The sequence below is a fragment of the Citrobacter sp. CK206 genome (genome assembly GCF_030333125.1).
Lineage (GTDB): Bacteria > Pseudomonadota > Gammaproteobacteria > Enterobacterales > Enterobacteriaceae > Citrobacter_B > Citrobacter_B koseri.
The window spans coordinates 157,941-173,814 of sequence record NZ_JAOWGM010000029.1 but is presented as its reverse complement, the minus strand read 5'-3'; the positions used below and the strand labels follow the sequence as shown (position 1 = coordinate 173,814).

Genomic DNA, 15,874 nt, shown 5'->3' with positions numbered 1-15,874 from the left:
GTAGGCCGGATAAGATGCGATAGCATCGCCATCCGGCAATGGCAATTTAGCGCACGTTCGCGCAGGTCAGGCAGAACGCATAACGGTTTTGCGGATCGTTAAAGGCAGCCAGTTTATCACTCTCTGCTTTTACCGCGCTGGCGGCTGTCGCCAGCGGCGCCGGGAGCATCGCCTGAATGGCTTCCGGCAGCATTGCGCGCACGGAGCCGGACATGCTGTCCATGATTCTGTCGAAGAATGTCGGTTCATCCTGATAATACTCAAGATGCCATTGCTTCAGTTTAGCCAGCTCTGCGGCTTTGGCGATGGCGTCGTCGAAGTCGCCCAGACTGTCTACCAGACCATTCGCTTTTGCATCCTGACCGGTCCAGACATGCCCCTGCGCGATTTTATCAATCTGCGCCGGGGTGCTCTTACGCGCATCGGCAACCAGCGTGATAAAGCGTTTGTAGCCATTCTCAATGCTGAGCTGCATCATCTGCTGCACTTCAGGCGGCAGCGATTTGGTGACAGAAACGTCCGCCAGCGGCGAGGTGGCAACGCCATCGGTATGCACGCCGATCGAATCCAGGCTGTTCTCAACGGTGTTGATAACGCCAAAAATGCCGATTGAGCCTGTCAGGGTGCTCGGGTTCGCCACAATGTAGCTTGCCGGGGTGGAGATCCAGTAACCGCCGGATGCCGCCATTCCGCCCATCGACACCACAACCGGCTTGCCTGCGGCTTTCGCAGCGGCCAGTTCGGAGCGAATGACTTCAGAGGCGCTGACGCTGCCGCCGGGGCTGTTTACGCGCAGCACAATCGCTTTCACTTTCGGGTCCAGGCGCGCATCGCGGATTTGCGACGCTGTCGTGTCGCCGCCAACGTTGCCCGGCGTCTCTTCACCGTCCATAATCGCGCCATTGGCGAACACGACGCCAATACCGTCGCCGGTATCCGCAGGCGTTTTCAGCGAATAATCGTAATAGCTGATGGCCCGATAGTTGTTTTCTGCTTTGCTCCAGCCAAACTGTTTGGTCAGCGCTTTTTCCACTTCGGCGTTAGACGCCAGCGCATCCACCAGTTTGTTGTCGAGCGCGTATTTCGCGGTATCGCCATCCACTTTGCTCAGCCCGTCGAGCATAGCCTGCGCGCCAGGGAAGACCTGCTGCGCGGGGATCTGACGGTTCGCCGCAACGGTGTTCAGGTAGTTTTGCCACAGCTCGCCAATCCAGCGGCTGTCCGCTTCGCGCGCGGCAGGCGACATATCATCGCGGATAAACGGTTCCACGGCGGATTTATAGGTGCCGACGCGGAAAACGTGCGTGGAGACTTTCAGCTTATCCAGCAAGGATTTGTAATACAGGCCGTTGGTTGCGAAGCCGTGCAGATCGACCGTACCCTGCGGAGAAAGCCAGATTTTATTGGCGAAGCTCGCCAGGTAATATTGCCCCTGACTGTAGCTGTCGCCTACGGCAAAGACCGGCTTGCCGCTATCGCGAAATTCGCGCAGCGCTTTCCCGATGTACTGCATGGAAGGCTGATCGGCGCCCGCGAAGTTTTTCAGATCCATCACGATGCCGGTGATATTGCGATCGTCTTTCGCCTGACGAATGGTGTTGACGATATCAAACAGTGAGTTTTCTTGCAGGCGGTCAGAGCTGGCGCCAAACAGCTGTCGGCCAATGACGCCCAGGCGGTTGGTGCTGGACGGTTTATCGACGATCACGCCGGAAATATCCAACAGCAGCGCGCCGCGTGCAGTTTGTTGGCTGGTATTGCCATCGCTAAGCTGCATCCAGATACCGACACCCACCAGAACCAGAAAGATGAAGAACAGGTTGAGCACCAGTTCCCGGACGAAATTCAGCAGTCGCCATGTCCACTTAAAAAATCCGGCAATAAATCGCCACAGGGTTCGCATGTATTCTCCCTACCAGATTAACATTCCGCTATCTCCGTCATACTCAGAGAGAAAGCGTATAAGATGTGGGTATCGTAATGACCAGGCAGGCACTTGTCAGCAGGAATCACTGCCTGTGCTGTAACTAAATCCCCTCTCGTGTTAATTTTGTGAATAAATATCATTGCTGGAGTTAACCAAATGGACGCACTCGAATTACTTGTAAACCGTCGTAGCGCCTCTCGTCTGGCCGAACCCGCGCCTGCGGGTGAACAGTTACAAAATATTCTGCGCGCGGGCATGCGCGTACCCGATCACAAATCCCTGCAACCCTGGCGTTTTTTTGTGATTGAAGGTGAGGGGCGTGAGCGCTTCAGCGCTGTTCTGGAGCAGGGCGCCATTGCGGCGGAAGGCGATGAGAAAGCGATAGAGAAAGCGCGCACCGCGCCATTTCGCGCGCCGCTGATCATCACGGTGGTGGCGAAATGCGAGGAGAACCACAAAGTGCCGCTGTGGGAGCAGGAGATGTCAGCAGGATGTGCGGTTATGGCGATGCAGATGGCGGCGATTGCGCAAGGCTTCAACGGCATCTGGCGCAGCGGGGCGTTAACCGAAAGCCCGGTGGTTCGCGAGGCGTTCGACTGTCGCGCACAGGATAAAATTGTGGGCTTCCTCTATCTGGGCACGCCGCAGCTGAAAGCGTCAACGACCATCAGCGTACCGGACCCGACGCCTTTCGTGACGTATTTCTAAGCGTCATGGCCCCGGCAGGCGGCTTTTTCGGTGAGCGCCTGCCGATTATTCGGCAAAACTGTCTGGATTATGAGCAAAGACGCCGGAATTCAGACACTCTCTCTTACCACGTCATGGAATGAGCGCTACCATAGCCCGATTGCAATGACAGGAGATGTCCATGAGCGAGCACGCTATTCGTTTAACGCAATACAGCCACGGAGCCGGTTGCGGTTGTAAAATTTCCCCTAAAGTGTTGGAAACCATCCTGCACAGCGAGCAGGCGAAGTTTGTCGACCCGAACCTGCTTGTGGGCAATGAAACCCGCGATGACGCGGCGGTATACGACCTGGGTAATGGCACCAGCATCATCAGCACCACCGACTTCTTTATGCCGATTGTCGATAATCCGTTTGATTTTGGCCGTATTGCGGCGACCAACGCCATCAGCGATATCTTCGCGATGGGCGGCAAACCGATTATGGCGATCGCCATTCTGGGCTGGCCCATCAACAAACTGTCGCCGGAAATTGCCCGGGAAGTCACCGAAGGCGGGCGTTTTGCTTGTCGTCAGGCGGGTATTGCGCTGGCGGGCGGGCACTCTATCGACGCGCCTGAGCCCATTTTCGGTCTGGCTGTCACCGGCGTGGTGCCGACCGAGCGCGTGAAGAAAAACAGCACCGCGCAGGCCGGATGCAAACTGTTCCTCACCAAGCCGCTGGGCATTGGCGTGTTGACCACCGCCGAGAAAAAATCACTGCTCAAGCCGGAACATCAGGGGCTGGCGACAGAAGTGATGTGCCGGATGAACATTGCGGGGGCGTCGTTTGCCCATATCGACGGCGTGAAAGCGATGACCGACGTGACCGGTTTTGGTCTGCTGGGGCACCTTAGCGAAATGTGCCAGGGCGCAGGCGTGCAGGCGCGGATCTGCTATCAGGACATTCCAAAACTGCCGGGCGTCGAAGAGTACATTAAACTTGGCGCAGTGCCGGGGGGGACGGAACGTAATTTCGCCAGCTACGGCCATCTGATGGGCGACATGCCGCGCGAGGTGCGTGATCTGCTGTGCGATCCGCAAACGTCTGGCGGTCTGCTGCTGGCGGTGACGCCGGAAGCGGTAGAGGAAGTGAAAGTCACCGCGGCGGAGTTTGGTATTGAACTGACGGCGATTGGTGAACTGGTTGACGCCCGTGGCGGTCGCGCCATGGTAGAGATCCGTTAATTCGATGCGGTTGTTTATTGCCGAAAAGCCGAGTCTGGGCCGCGCCATTGCGGATGTGCTGCCAAAGCCGCACCGCAAAGGCGACGGCTTTATCGAATGCGGGAATGGACAGGTGGTGACCTGGTGCATCGGCCATCTGCTTGAACAGGCGCAGCCGGACGCGTATGACGGTCGTTATGCGCGCTGGAATCTGGCCGATCTGCCGATTGTGCCGGAAAAGTGGCAGCTCCAGCCGCGTCCTTCCGTGACGAAGCAGCTCAATGTCATTAAGCGCTTTTTACATGACGCAAGCGAAGTGATTCACGCGGGAGACCCGGATCGCGAAGGGCAACTGCTGGTGGACGAGGTGCTGGATTATCTGCAACTGTCCCCGGAAAAACGCCAGCAGGTGCAGCGTTGCCTGATCAACGATCTTAACCCGCAGGCGGTGGAGCGTGCGATTTCCCGGCTGCGCGCCAACAGCGAATTTGTGCCGCTGTGCGTTTCCGCGCTGGCGCGTGCGCGCGCCGACTGGCTGTACGGCATTAACATGACCCGCGCGTATACCCTTCTCGGGCGCAACGCGGGCTACCAGGGCGTGCTCTCGGTAGGGCGTGTTCAGACACCGGTTCTCGGGCTGGTGGTTCGCCGCGATGAAGAGATCGAGAACTTCGTCGCCAAAGATTTCTTTGAAGTGAAAGCGCATATCGTCACGCCAGCTGAGGAGCGGTTTACCGCCATCTGGCAACCCAGTGAAGCGTGCGAACCGTATCAGGATGAAGAGGGGCGTTTGCTGCATCGTCCGCTGGCGGAGCATGTGGTGAATCGTATTAACGGTCAGCCCGCGATCGTCACCAGCTATAACGATAAACGGGAATCAGAATCTGCCCCGCTGCCGTTTTCGCTGTCGGCGTTGCAGATTGAAGCGGCGAAACGCTTTGGCCTGAGCGCGCAGAACGTGCTTGATATCTGCCAGAAGTTGTACGAAACCCACAAATTAATTACCTATCCGCGTTCCGACTGCCGCTATCTGCCGGAAGAACATTTTGCCGGACGCCATGCGGTGATGAACGCCATTGGCGTGCATGCTGCGGATTTGTTGCCGCAGCCGGTGGTTGACCCGGACACGCGAAACCGCTGCTGGGATGATAAAAAAGTTGACGCTCACCACGCGATCATCCCGACTGCGCGCAGTTCATCAATTTCCCTCAGCGACAATGAAGCGAAGGTGTACAACCTGATCGCACGCCAGTACCTGATGCAATTCTGCCCGGACGCGGTATTTCGCAAATGCGTCATTGAACTGGAGATTGCGAAGGGGAAATTCGTCGCCAAAGCGCGTTTCCTGGCGGAGGCCGGATGGCGAACGCTGTTGGGCAATAAAGAGCGTGACGAAGAGAACGACGGTACGCCGTTACCGGTGGTGGCGAAAGACGACGAGCTGTTGTGCGAAAAGGGCGAGGTCGTTGAGCGTCAGACCCAGCCGCCACGCCATTTTACCGATGCTACGCTGCTGTCCGCCATGACCGGGATTGCCCGTTTCGTGCAGGATAAAGATCTGAAAAAGATCCTGCGAGCGACCGACGGACTGGGAACCGAAGCGACGCGCGCGGGCATTATCGAACTGCTGTTCAGGCGCGGATTCCTGACCAAGAAAGGGCGTTACATTCATTCAACGGATGCCGGGAAAGCCCTGATTCACTCGTTACCGGAGATGGCTGCCCGACCGGATATGACGGCGCACTGGGAGTCTGTCCTGACGCAAATCAGTGAAAAGCAGTGCCGCTATCAGGATTTTATGCAGCCGCTGGTCGGCACGCTTTTTCAGTTGATCGATCAGGCCAAACGCACGCCGGTACGTCAGTTTCGGGGCATTGTCGCGCCAGGCGGTGGCGGCGAGAAGAAAAAGAGCGCGCCCCGTAAGCGAGCGGCGAAAAAAAGCCCGCCATCAGAAGAGGCGAGCGTATAACGCACAGGCCGGATAAGGCACTTACGCCGCCATCTGGCAATGCCTGATGGCGCTGCGCTTATCAGGCCTACAACGCTTATCAGGCCTGCATGCCACGGAAAATCAAATCACACCCTGCGCCAGCATCGCGTCGGCCACTTTGACGAAGCCTGCGATATTCGCCCCGCGAACATAGTTGGTATGTTTGTTTTCGCCGCCGTATTCCACACAGGCATGATGAATATCCAGCATGATGTGGTGCAGACGCGCATCCACTTTCTCGGCTTTCCAGCTCATTCGCGCGGCGTTCTGCGCCATCTCCAGACCGGAAGTCGCCACACCGCCTGCGTTGGCCGCTTTACCTGGCGCGAACAGCACGCCGGCTTCAAGGAACAGATCGGTGGCTTCAATGGTGGTTGGCATATTGGCGCCTTCCGCCACTGCTTTCACGCCGTTGGCGATCAGCACGCGCGCGGCGTCCACGTCGAGTTCGTTCTGCGTTGCGCACGGCAGGGCGATATCAACCGGCACTGACCACGGCTGTTTGCCTTCCATATAGGGCAGGCCGAACTCGCGGGCGTAATCCGCCACGCGCCCGTCACGGCTGGCTTTGATTTCGCACAGGCGCGCCAGTTTTTCTTCGGTGAAGCCGCTCTCATCCACGACGGTGCCGCTGGAGTCCGAAGCCGTCACCACACGAGCGCCGAACGCCATTGCTTTCTCGATAGCGTACTGCGCCACGTTGCCGGAACCGGACACCGCCACACGCATACCCTCAAAACCCAGACCGTGGCGTTTGAGCATCGCTTCGGTAAAGTACACCAGGCCATAACCGGTGGCTTCCGGGCGAATCAGGCTACCGCCAAACGAGAGGCCTTTCCCGGTGAACACGCAGGCGCTGTTGTTGGAGAGCTTACGCATCATACCGGCCATAAAGCCCACTTCACGTCCGCCCACGCCGATATCGCCAGCAGGTACGTCAGTGTCTGGCCCTAAATGGCGATAGAGCTCCGTCATCAGCGCCTGACAGAAACGCATCACTTCGCCTTCGCTCTTGCCTTTAGGATCGAAATCGCTGCCGCCTTTACCGCCGCCCATCGGCAGCGTGGTCAGCGCATTTTTAAACGTCTGCTCGAAGCCGAGGAATTTCAGGATCGAGAGGTTAACGGAAGGATGAAAACGCATCCCACCCTTATACGGGCCGATGGCGGAATTAAACTGTACGCGCCAGGCACGGTTAACCTGCACCTGGTTACGATCGTCCACCCACACCACGCGGAACTGGATCACGCGTTCTGGCTCGACCAAACGTTCCAGCAATGACATCTGACGATAACGAGGATTTTGCTCAAGGAAAGGCCACAGCGTGGTCATTACTTCACGAACGGCCTGCGCGAACTCGGTCTGATTGGGGTCACGCTGTTGAACATGGTTTAGAAACGACTCCAGAGAACATGTCTGATCCATAGATATAAGAACCTCTTATGTATTGATATGGTTATATTTATAATGTTGTGTTTCGTGTTTATGCAGTTTTTGACTATACCACCAGCAGTGTGACGGTAAGCAAGAAAAAAAATGGCGTGCCAGGGAAATTAATAACGGCGCGCGCGTCATAATAAAAAGCGATGGATGGAGTGGCTAAAGTTTCAGTCGCTTACGACCGTTATACTGAAGGTAGGCTTCATAACAAGGAAACGCTATGCATCGTTTATTTATCGCGGCAGCAGCGGCGATGGTCTCTTTTGCCGCGCTGGCGAATCAGCATTATCGCCCGGATGTGGAGGTTAACGTCCCGCCCGAAGTGTTCAGCTCCAGCGGGCAGCGTGCGCAGCCCTGCAATCAGTGCTGCGTCTACCAGGATCAAAACTATTCGGAAGGGGCGGTGATTAAAGCCGAAGGCGTGCTGCTGCAATGCCAGCGCGACGAAAAAACGCTCAGTACGAATCCGTTGGTCTGGCGTCGCGTAAAGCCATAAACGCCTCTAACAGCGGAATGTCCGCAGGCGCAAGCGGGTAACGCAGCGCCTCTTTTGGCAAACACCAGATCATGTTCTGGTGATAATGCGCGGTGACGGCGCCGGTAAACGCCGGGACGTGCCAGGCGTGCAGATGGATCAGCCGGCCAGAGACTTCGCGCTGATGGCTGGCGATATAGCGCCCGACAACCGCCTCAATACCCAACTCTTCACGCAGTTCGCGAATCAACGCCTGAGGCTGCGTCTCACTGGACTCCACTTTGCCTCCGGCAAACTCCCACATACCCGGCTGATCGGCGTGTTCCGGGCGTTGAGCCAGCAATATTTTGTCGTCACGCTCAATGATTGCGGCGACGACATCAATGGTTTTCATCATATTCATCAAGGTTCAACAACGGAAAGTGACATACTATCCTTATCTTTGCGTGACCTAAAGTCTTCAGGAGCAAGCGTTGAACGATCTACAACCCTGGGTTAGCCCATTGACCCATATCCCTTCCAGTCTGAAACCTCTCGTCGCTACGCAGAAAAAACATTACGGCGACGTTCTGCACCCCACGCGCTGGTGGGGGCGAATGCCGTTTCTGTTCTGGCTGGTGGCGCTGTTTGTCGGGTTTCTGGAACGTAAGCGCGCGCGGGTAACGCCGGTGATGCGCGCGTTGTTGATGACGCGCGTTTCGCAGGTGTGCCATTGCGCCTTCTGTGTGGATGCCAACAGTTTACGTCTGGCCGAACGGAGTGGGGCGCTGGATAAAGTACAGGCCGTTGCCGGGTGGCAATCGTCCACGCTGTTCAGCGAGGAGGAGCGTGTCGCACTGGCTTATGCCGAGGCCGTGACCGCCACGCCGCCGCAGGTTGATGAGGCGCTCAAGGCGATGATGAAACGCTATTTTACTGACGACGCGATTACCGAAATGACGGCGCTGATCGCCTTTCAGAACCTGTCGGCGCGTTTTAATGCCGCGCTGGATATTCCTTCGCAAGGGCTGTGTGACGCATTGAAGGGGGCGCCACATGTTTGACCGGCATCTGCACCCACGGGTTAAACCGCTCCTGCACCGCGGTGCTGCGTATCTCGATAAACCGGCGATCACCCCGGACGGCCTGACGCTGTTCGGATTTGCCATTGGCGTGCTGGCGCTGCCGTTTCTGGCGCTGGGCTGGTATCTGGCCGCGCTGGCGGCCATTGTGCTGAATCGCCTGTTCGACGGGCTGGATGGCGCGCTGGCGCGGCGCAGAGGGTTAACCGATGCGGGGGGATTTCTTGATATCACCCTCGATTTTCTGTTTTACGCGCTGGTTCCGTTTGGCTTTATTCTGGCCGCACCGGAACAAAACGCGCTGGCAGGGGGCTGGCTGCTGTTTGCGTTTATCGGTACGGGCAGTAGTTTTCTGGCGTTTGCGGCGCTGGCGGCGAAGCATCAGATTGATAATCCGGGCTATGCGCACAAATCGTTTTACTATCTGGGCGGGTTAACCGAAGGCACCGAGACAATATTGCTTTTTGTTCTGAGCTGCCTGTTTCCGCGCTATTTTCCCGTTCTGGCGTGGGTATTTGGCGCGTTGTGCTGGATGACCACCCTGACAAGGGTCTGGAGTGGCTACCTGACGCTGAAGGTTATCCGGCCTGGAAAAAGAGCCTCCCTGTAGGCCTGATAAGCGCAGCGCCATCAGGCGCATTACGACTACTTACTGCTGTCCGGGCCGCGCTCGCCGGTGGACACCGGATTTTTCGGATCGCTGCTCCATTCGTACCAACCGCCGTCATACACGGCGACGTTTTTCCAGCCCATCGCCCGCGCGTACATAAACGTTTCGGAGGCGCGCCAGCCGGTGCCGCAATAGTAGGCAACGTGCTGATCCGGCAGGATATCCCACTGCTTCCACATGGCGGCGATATCCTCTGCGCTGCGCATGGTGCCGTCCGGGTTATGGAAATCCTCCATATGCGTGGAGTCGCTGCCCGCATGTCCCCAACGCGCGCCGGCAATTTCGCCTTTTGGCTTGATATAGCTGTATCCGCTGGTGGTGCCGATAAATTCCGGCCAGGAACGGATACTGACCAGCGATGCGTCCTGACGGTGCAGCAGGGCGCGGGCTTGTTCCATATCCAGCATTAACTGCGGCTGCGCCGGGATCGCCACGCCAAAGTCGGGTTCCGGCTTCACGTCAGCCGGCATGCCGCGTTCAACCGGCAGACCCGCATCGGACCAGGTTTGCCAGCCGCCGTCGAGCAGACGAACATCCTTCACGCCCGCATAGAGCATAATCTGCGCAACGCGCGCCGCAGCGTATACGTCGCGGCCATACAGAATAACCGTCGTGTCATGGCGAATACCGTGTTTCGCCAGCATCGCTTTCAACTGCGCGTCAGAGACTTTATTCCACAGCGGTTCGCTTTCCACCTCATTGGTGTCGATGTATCCGGCGCCGGGAATATGGCTGAGCAGATAATATTTCGGCGCGCCCCAGCCTGCTTCAATCACCTTCCAGTCTCCCGCCGGTTTAGCCGTAACCGGCTGGTTTTGTTGAAGGGCATGCAACCACTGTGGGTATGCTAATTGCTCGAAGTGAGGGAGCTTTTGCAGTCGGGAAGGATCGGTCAGTGCATCGCTCAGCGTAGCAATCTGGCTGAAGCCTGCCTTCTGTAAACGTGATTTCACCGCCTGTACGCCACTGTCATTGCCATACAGCGCCAGCGGGGCGTCTTTCCTGAGCTGATGCCGTTGCAGCCAGGCGGCGAGCTGCTCGTCGCTCATTTTATCAAGCCAGGAGGCTGACAGATTCAGTGCGGAAGGTTCGTGACCGGAAGGGCCATTAAGGGTTTGCGGCCAGCCGTTGTAAAAAGCGCTCTGGCGCGTATCAATTGCGGCGCCCTGTTTTTGCTGTAGCTGGCTGAAGGTAAGCGACTGCGCCATATCAGCAGCCCAGGAGGAAGCGCAGGCGAGTCCTGAAGCCAGTGCCAGCGCGGTCATTTGAGAAACACGTTTCATCGAATAGCCCGACGTTAAAATAAGAGGGCGCCATTCTCTGCTGGCTGGCAGGGAAAAACTTTGCGTTAACGCAGTTTGTCGGCATATTCACGCCCACGCCTCCATCTGGAGTACCGTGCCGCCGGCAGGAACATCCTGGATATCGTGCGTCACCTGTACCACCGGAATATTTTGTTGCCGTACTTCGGCAAAGACCCACCGGCGGAAGGTGTCGCGGCGCCCGGCGTCCAGTCGGCTGAACGGCTCATCCAGCAGTAATGCCTGCGGTTGCGCCAGTAACGCGCGAAGCAGGGCCACCCTGGCGCGCTGGCCGCCGGACAATGACGCCGGATCGCGGCGGCTGAACCCGTCCAGCCCGGCGCGCTCAAGAGCATGTCGCACTTCCGTTTGTCTGGCCGCCCCTTTTATTGCGGCAGGCAGCGCCAGCAGTAGGTTCTGCCCGACGCTGAAATGGTCAAACAGCAGGGCATCCTGAAACAAAATACCGATTTGACGTTGCGCGGTGGGGAGCGTATCGATGCGTCGTTCGTTGAGCCAAAGCTCGCCGGAGGCCTGAAACTGAGACGGCAGTGCGCCGACCATCCACGAAAACAGCGAAGACTTTCCGCTACCGGAAGGCCCCATTAACGTGACAATGTCACCTTTTTTGACCTGAAAGGCGACCTGATTCAATAAGCGATGATTGCCCAGGCGCAGCGTGAGATGTTGAACGATGAGCATTAGCGGAGTCCTTGACGATAGTGGCCAATGACGCGTGAACATAGCGCCGTCAGCGCGAAAACCAGCAGGGGTAACAGCAGTTGCCATAGCGCCTGCGACGCAAGAATTGTGGTACTGCCGCCGCTGCTGAGCGCCACGGCTTCTGTGGTGAGCGTAGGATAGCGTCCGGCGCCCAGCCAGAGTGTCGGCATGTATTGGGCGATGCTGACGGAAAAGCCGACCGCGAAGGCAAACAATGCGGGGCGCAGTAAAAGTGGGCACTTGATGCGCCAGAAGATACGAACCCGCGTCCAGCCCAGCGTTTGCGCGATCAGCACCAGCCGTGGGTCAATGCGCCGCCAGGCGGGTTTGAGGACGAATAACATCCACGGGATAACCCACAGCAGGTGCCCCCAGATAACGGTAGCGTACTGGCCGTCTTGCCCGGCGAGCAGCGCCAGAGTGTATTGCCCGGCGACCAACGGCAGCGCAGGCAGCAGTATTGGCAGCCAGACCCAGCGGTGCCCGGTTTGCGGCCCCCATTCCAGCCATAAGAACAGCGTCATCAACCCCAGCACGGCGGACGCCAGCCCCATTTGCAGGCTGTTCACCAGCGCTTCGCGGTTCACCGACGCGGGTTCAGCCATACAAGCCAGCAGCGCCACGCACAGCATGCCGCTTAACGGCAGCGTCAGCGCCAGCGTTTTTCCGCTTCTGCCTGATAAGCGCTGGCGGCGAAGACCGTTGATGGCAGGAAGGGTACGTTGCCATCCCCGCCAGATGAGATAGCCGAACAGAGCAAAAAGCATAAGCAACGCCACGAGCAGTAAACTGGCGAGAGCGCCTTTGGCCTGTTGGTCGGCGTCGCCCTGGCTCAACCATTGCCAGCTTAACACTGCCAGCGTAGGTGGATTGCCCGGCCCCAGAATCATCGCGACATCCACTGCCGATAATGACCAGGCGACAATCGCCAGCATCACCGCGCCTAATCCAGGCGCAACGGCGGGTAACAGCAGCCAGCTCAGGCATTGCAGACGGCTGTAGCCCAGGGTATCCAGCACGATGACCTGCTGTGAAAGCTGTTTTTCACTTAATAATGCCGACAGGACCCAGAGCAGAAAGGCGCTCTCTTTGACGGCCAGCGTGAGCCCAAGCCCGATGCCATAGCGATCCATCTGCGGCGTGAGCGAGGGGAAAAGGCGATAAAGCATCCCGCCTTCGGCAAAAAGCAGCAGGGCGCTGGCGGCAAAGGCCACATGAGGAATGGCCAGTAGCCAGGGGAGGCGGGCGCAAAGACGCGCCCATTTTGCGCCAGGCCACAACGCGACGACGATCGTCAGCGCAATAGCCAGCGCGCCGGTTGCCGCCAGGGTGACGGAGACCAGCGTTGCCCGCAGCGCCTGCGGAAGCTGCGGATCGCTAAACAGCGCCAGCCAGTGCGTAGCGGAGAGCGCGGGCGTGATAAGCGTGAATGCGGCAGGAACCAGCGGCAGCCAGATGACCGCCATCACGCCCCAGACCAGCAGGGTTACTGCGTACCGTAGCGGCGTAGCCATGCCTGTTCCAGCGCGTTCACCCATGCGGAATGCGGTTCCGCCAGCGTAGGCGGCAACCCGTCAGGAATGCGCGACTGTAACGCTTCCCGCTGCCCGGCGGGCAGCTTATGCGGATCAAGCACGGAAGGATCGCCCCAGAACGCCGGATCGGCTTTGCGCAACTGCGCGTCGGGGGAGAGCAGGAAATTGGCAACCACCTTTGCGCCTGCGCTGGCGCGGGCGTTCGCCGGGATCGTGACAAAATGCACGTTGCCAATCGTGCCTTGTGAAAAACCGAAACTGTAGCTGGTTTTGGGCAGTTCGCCGCTGGCGATCTTTTGCTGCGCATGAGCGGGATTAAACGTCAGAGACAGGCGCAGCGAACCGGCTTGCAGCAGCGCGTCCATCCGGGCGGGAGAGGGAGGGAAGTCTTTTCCCTTCCGCCACAGGCTGGGATGCAGCGCATCGAGGTATGCCCAGAGCGGCGCGGTGACGGAATCGAACGTCGCGTCATCCGGCGCGACCCTGAGCGCATCCGGTTGAGGGGTTAACGCCAGTAACAGCTGTTCCAGAAACGCCGTCCCGGTAAAATCCGGCGGCCGTGGATAGGTGACCGTACCGGGATGGGTTTTCGCAAAAGCGAGTAGCGCCTGCGGGCTTTGCGGCGGCTGCGGCGTAATATCCCGGTTAGCAATGAAGGTTAACTGCGCGCCGCCCCAGGGTGACTCCGCCCCTTGCGTCGGCATGGAAAAATCCTCGCGTACCGGTTTGCGCGTATCGACATAGCGCCAGTTTGGCAGCGTTTCCGCCCAGTGGGTTTGCAGCAGTCCGGCTTCTTTCAGCGTGCGGAAGTTCTCGCCATTTACCCACAGCAGATCGACGGAACCATCGGTTTTACGCCCGGCGGCGGACTCAGTCTGAATGCGTTTCACGGCATCGGCGGCATCCGCAAGCCGGACAATCCTGAGGTTAATGGCGTAATGCGTTTTCATCTCGCTGCTGACCCAGTCGAGATACTGATTAACGGCATTGTCGCCGCCCCAGGCGTTAAACCAGACGGTCTGGCCTTTGGCTTCATCTTTCACCGCCTGCCAGTTTTCGACGGCTTGCACATGGCCCGTCAACAGCAGACCCGCCAGTAATAGAGTACGACGCATGATCGCTCCTGAAATTAGGATCGTAAAAAACGCTTAACCAGCCAACGGGAGGCCAGTGGTAACAGCCCCAGCAGGGCAAAGGCCGCCAGCATACCGGGGGAAATAATGTCGCGTATTGATGTCAACTGGCTGAGCTGGCGTCCGGCGTTGAGATAAATCACCGTTGCCGGAAACATGCCCGCCTGACTGATCCACCAGTATTGACGTACGCGGATTGACGTCAACCCGGCGAGTAAATTAACAAGAACAAAGGGGAACAGCGGCATTACGCGCAGCGCAAACAGATAAAAGGCGCCGTCGCGCGCCATGCCATGATTTACGGTTTGCATCTGGCGTGCGAACCGGCGGGAGATCCACTCCCGCAACAGGTAGCGGCTGGCCAGCATGGCGAGCGTAGCGCCGAGGGTTGACGCGAAGGAGACCAGCAGCGTTCCTTGCCAGAGTCCGAATAGCGCGCCGCCGAGCAGCGTCAGCAGCGCAGCGCCGGGAATCGATAAGGCCGCCACCAGCGTATAGACCAGAAAATAGAGACCGGCGCTCAGGAATGGCGACTGTTGCTGCCAGGCCGCCAGCATCGTGTGATAGCGTTTCAGGGTATCAAGGGAGAGAAAACCGGGAGGCAAAGCCCACACCACCCCGGCGATACAGATGATTAAAAAACCTGAGAGCAGTCGTTTTTTCGCGTTCACCTGTGTTTATCAGACCCGGAATTTTGCCCAGACGGGCGCATGGTCGGACGGTTTTTCCATGCTGCGGATTTCATAGTCAATGCCGGTTTCAACGCAGTGTTCGGCCAGCGGATTGCTCGCCAGCAGCAGGTCGATGCGCAGCCCCCGGTTGTCGTCGAAACCTTTTGAGCGGTAATCAAACCATGAAAATTTATCGACCGTTTCCGGGTGCGCGTGACGGAAGGTATCCACCAGCCCCCAGTTAATCAGGCGATCCATCCACTCGCGCTCTTCCGGCAGGAAGGAGCACTTACCGGTACGCAGCCAGCGTTTGCGGTTCTCTTCGCCAATGCCGATGTCCAGATCGGTTGGGCTGATATTCATATCCCCCATGATCAACACCGGATTGTCGCGTTTCAGTTCGTTGTCCAGGTAGTTTTGCAGGTTCTGATAAAACTGCGCTTTTGCCGGAAATTTCAGCGGGTGGTCACGGCTTTCGCCCTGCGGGAAATAGCCGTTAATGACGGTGATACTGCCCAGCGGTGACGGGATCTCCGCCATGATGATACGGCGCTGCGCCTCTTCGCCGTCGTCGGGAAAACCACGGCGCACAGAAACAGGCGTCTCTTTGGTCAGTAGCGCGACGCCGTAATGGCCTTTCTGTCCGTGATAGAAGACGTTATAGCCGAGCTTTGCTACCTCTTCAAGAGGGAACATATCGTCGTGAACTTTTGTCTCCTGCAAGCCGATCACGTCAGGCTGGTGCTTGTCGACAATGGCTGACAGTTGATGAGGACGGGCGCGCAGGCCGTTGATATTAAAAGAGACAAATTTCATAGTCGCTGCCACTTTGCAAGGTGAATAGTGCAAGGATGGTAGCAGAAATTAGACGGGCTGACTGCCACTTGTCGCGCGAATCAAACGATAACTGCCAATGGCCTTAACGATGGAGCAAAAACTGCACTGTTTCAGGGCGGAGTGCGTCATAACGATGCAATAATTTCCGATAAATTTCGTCTACGATCACAATTCCAGAATTATATTTGGCGACTGAATAATATTTCGATTTTTCCTCTTA

The 15,874-nt window shown here is 57.7% G+C and carries 15 protein-coding genes; 6 read left to right on the top strand and 9 right to left on the bottom strand.

The genetic code is table 11. From position 1 onward, the window contains the following. Positions 1 to 46: 46 nt before the first annotated feature. Entirely contained in the window at positions 47 to 1,903 is a 1,857-nt protein-coding gene (gene sppA / locus OGX81_RS15655; protein WP_058669023.1) for a signal peptide peptidase SppA, read from the bottom strand. 180 nt (positions 1,904 to 2,083) lie between these two features. Here sppA and OGX81_RS15650 point away from each other — a divergent pair, with 180 nt between their 5' ends. The 3 genes from OGX81_RS15650 (at position 2,084) to topB (ending at position 5,787) form a co-directional block, all read left to right on the top strand. Next, on the top strand, positions 2,084 to 2,635 hold the full coding sequence (locus OGX81_RS15650) for an NAD(P)H nitroreductase (protein ID WP_104868743.1): 552 nt from the start codon (positions 2,084 to 2,086) through the stop codon (positions 2,633 to 2,635). 160 nt (positions 2,636 to 2,795) lie between these two features. Beyond that, complete coding sequence (selD, locus tag OGX81_RS15645) at positions 2,796 to 3,839, top strand: selenide, water dikinase SelD (protein ID WP_024130393.1); 1,044 nt, start codon at positions 2,796 to 2,798, stop codon at positions 3,837 to 3,839. Positions 3,840 to 3,843: 4 nt separating this feature from the next. After that, positions 3,844 to 5,787, top strand: coding sequence for a DNA topoisomerase III (topB, locus tag OGX81_RS15640; RefSeq protein ID WP_012132656.1), 1,944 nt, complete (start codon positions 3,844 to 3,846; stop codon positions 5,785 to 5,787). Positions 5,788 to 5,889: 102 nt separating this feature from the next. Here the strand turns inward: topB and gdhA are convergent, their stop codons facing one another. Then, on the bottom strand, positions 5,890 to 7,233 hold the full coding sequence (gdhA, locus tag OGX81_RS15635; RefSeq protein WP_012132655.1) for an NADP-specific glutamate dehydrogenase: 1,344 nt from the start codon (positions 7,231 to 7,233) through the stop codon (positions 5,890 to 5,892). A 268-nt stretch (positions 7,234 to 7,501) separates the two neighbouring features. On the opposite strand from gdhA, the gene OGX81_RS15630 reads away from it, so the two are divergent. Then, positions 7,502 to 7,744 (top strand): YnjH family protein, encoded by a 243-nt coding sequence (locus OGX81_RS15630; RefSeq protein WP_172773950.1) that lies wholly within the window; start codon positions 7,502 to 7,504, stop codon positions 7,742 to 7,744. Here OGX81_RS15630 and OGX81_RS15625 read toward each other — a convergent pair. Then, positions 7,704 to 8,117, bottom strand: coding sequence for a pyrimidine (deoxy)nucleoside triphosphate diphosphatase (locus OGX81_RS15625; RefSeq protein ID WP_181397036.1), 414 nt, complete (start codon positions 8,115 to 8,117; stop codon positions 7,704 to 7,706). The two genes, OGX81_RS15630 and OGX81_RS15625, sit on opposite strands and share 41 nt — an antisense overlap. Before the next feature lie 79 nt (positions 8,118 to 8,196). Between OGX81_RS15625 and OGX81_RS15620 the strand changes: the two genes are divergently transcribed. Both OGX81_RS15620 and OGX81_RS15615 read left to right on the top strand, forming a co-directional pair. Further along, entirely contained in the window at positions 8,197 to 8,766 is a 570-nt protein-coding gene (locus OGX81_RS15620; RefSeq protein WP_104868742.1) for a carboxymuconolactone decarboxylase family protein, read from the top strand. Further along, complete coding sequence (locus OGX81_RS15615; protein WP_104868741.1) at positions 8,759 to 9,394, top strand: CDP-alcohol phosphatidyltransferase family protein; 636 nt, start codon at positions 8,759 to 8,761, stop codon at positions 9,392 to 9,394. Before OGX81_RS15620 ends, OGX81_RS15615 begins: the two co-directional genes overlap by 8 nt. A 35-nt stretch (positions 9,395 to 9,429) precedes the next feature. On the opposite strand, the gene OGX81_RS15610 is transcribed toward OGX81_RS15615, so the two are convergent. The 6 genes from OGX81_RS15610 to xthA form a co-directional block, all read right to left on the bottom strand. After that, positions 9,430 to 10,737, bottom strand: coding sequence for a sulfurtransferase (locus OGX81_RS15610; RefSeq protein WP_104868740.1), 1,308 nt, complete (start codon positions 10,735 to 10,737; stop codon positions 9,430 to 9,432). 87 nt (positions 10,738 to 10,824) lie between these two features. Next, positions 10,825 to 11,457 (bottom strand): ATP-binding cassette domain-containing protein, encoded by a 633-nt coding sequence (locus OGX81_RS15605; RefSeq protein WP_104868739.1) that lies wholly within the window; start codon positions 11,455 to 11,457, stop codon positions 10,825 to 10,827. Further along, complete coding sequence (locus OGX81_RS15600) at positions 11,457 to 12,992, bottom strand: ABC transporter permease family protein (RefSeq protein WP_104868738.1); 1,536 nt, start codon at positions 12,990 to 12,992, stop codon at positions 11,457 to 11,459. The genes OGX81_RS15605 and OGX81_RS15600 overlap by 1 nt, the downstream gene beginning before the upstream one ends. Beyond that, positions 12,965 to 14,128 (bottom strand): ABC transporter substrate-binding protein, encoded by a 1,164-nt coding sequence (locus OGX81_RS15595; protein ID WP_104868737.1) that lies wholly within the window; start codon positions 14,126 to 14,128, stop codon positions 12,965 to 12,967. Before OGX81_RS15595 ends, OGX81_RS15600 begins: the two co-directional genes overlap by 28 nt. Before the next feature lie 14 nt (positions 14,129 to 14,142). Beyond that, positions 14,143 to 14,817 (bottom strand): TVP38/TMEM64 family protein, encoded by a 675-nt coding sequence (locus tag OGX81_RS15590; protein ID WP_012132644.1) that lies wholly within the window; start codon positions 14,815 to 14,817, stop codon positions 14,143 to 14,145. Positions 14,818 to 14,826: 9 nt separating this feature from the next. Then, positions 14,827 to 15,633 carry an exodeoxyribonuclease III gene (xthA, locus tag OGX81_RS15585; RefSeq protein ID WP_012132643.1) on the bottom strand — a complete coding sequence of 269 codons (807 nt, stop codon included), beginning with the start codon at positions 15,631 to 15,633 and terminating at the stop codon, positions 14,827 to 14,829. Between the last annotated feature and the right edge of the window lie 241 nt (positions 15,634 to 15,874).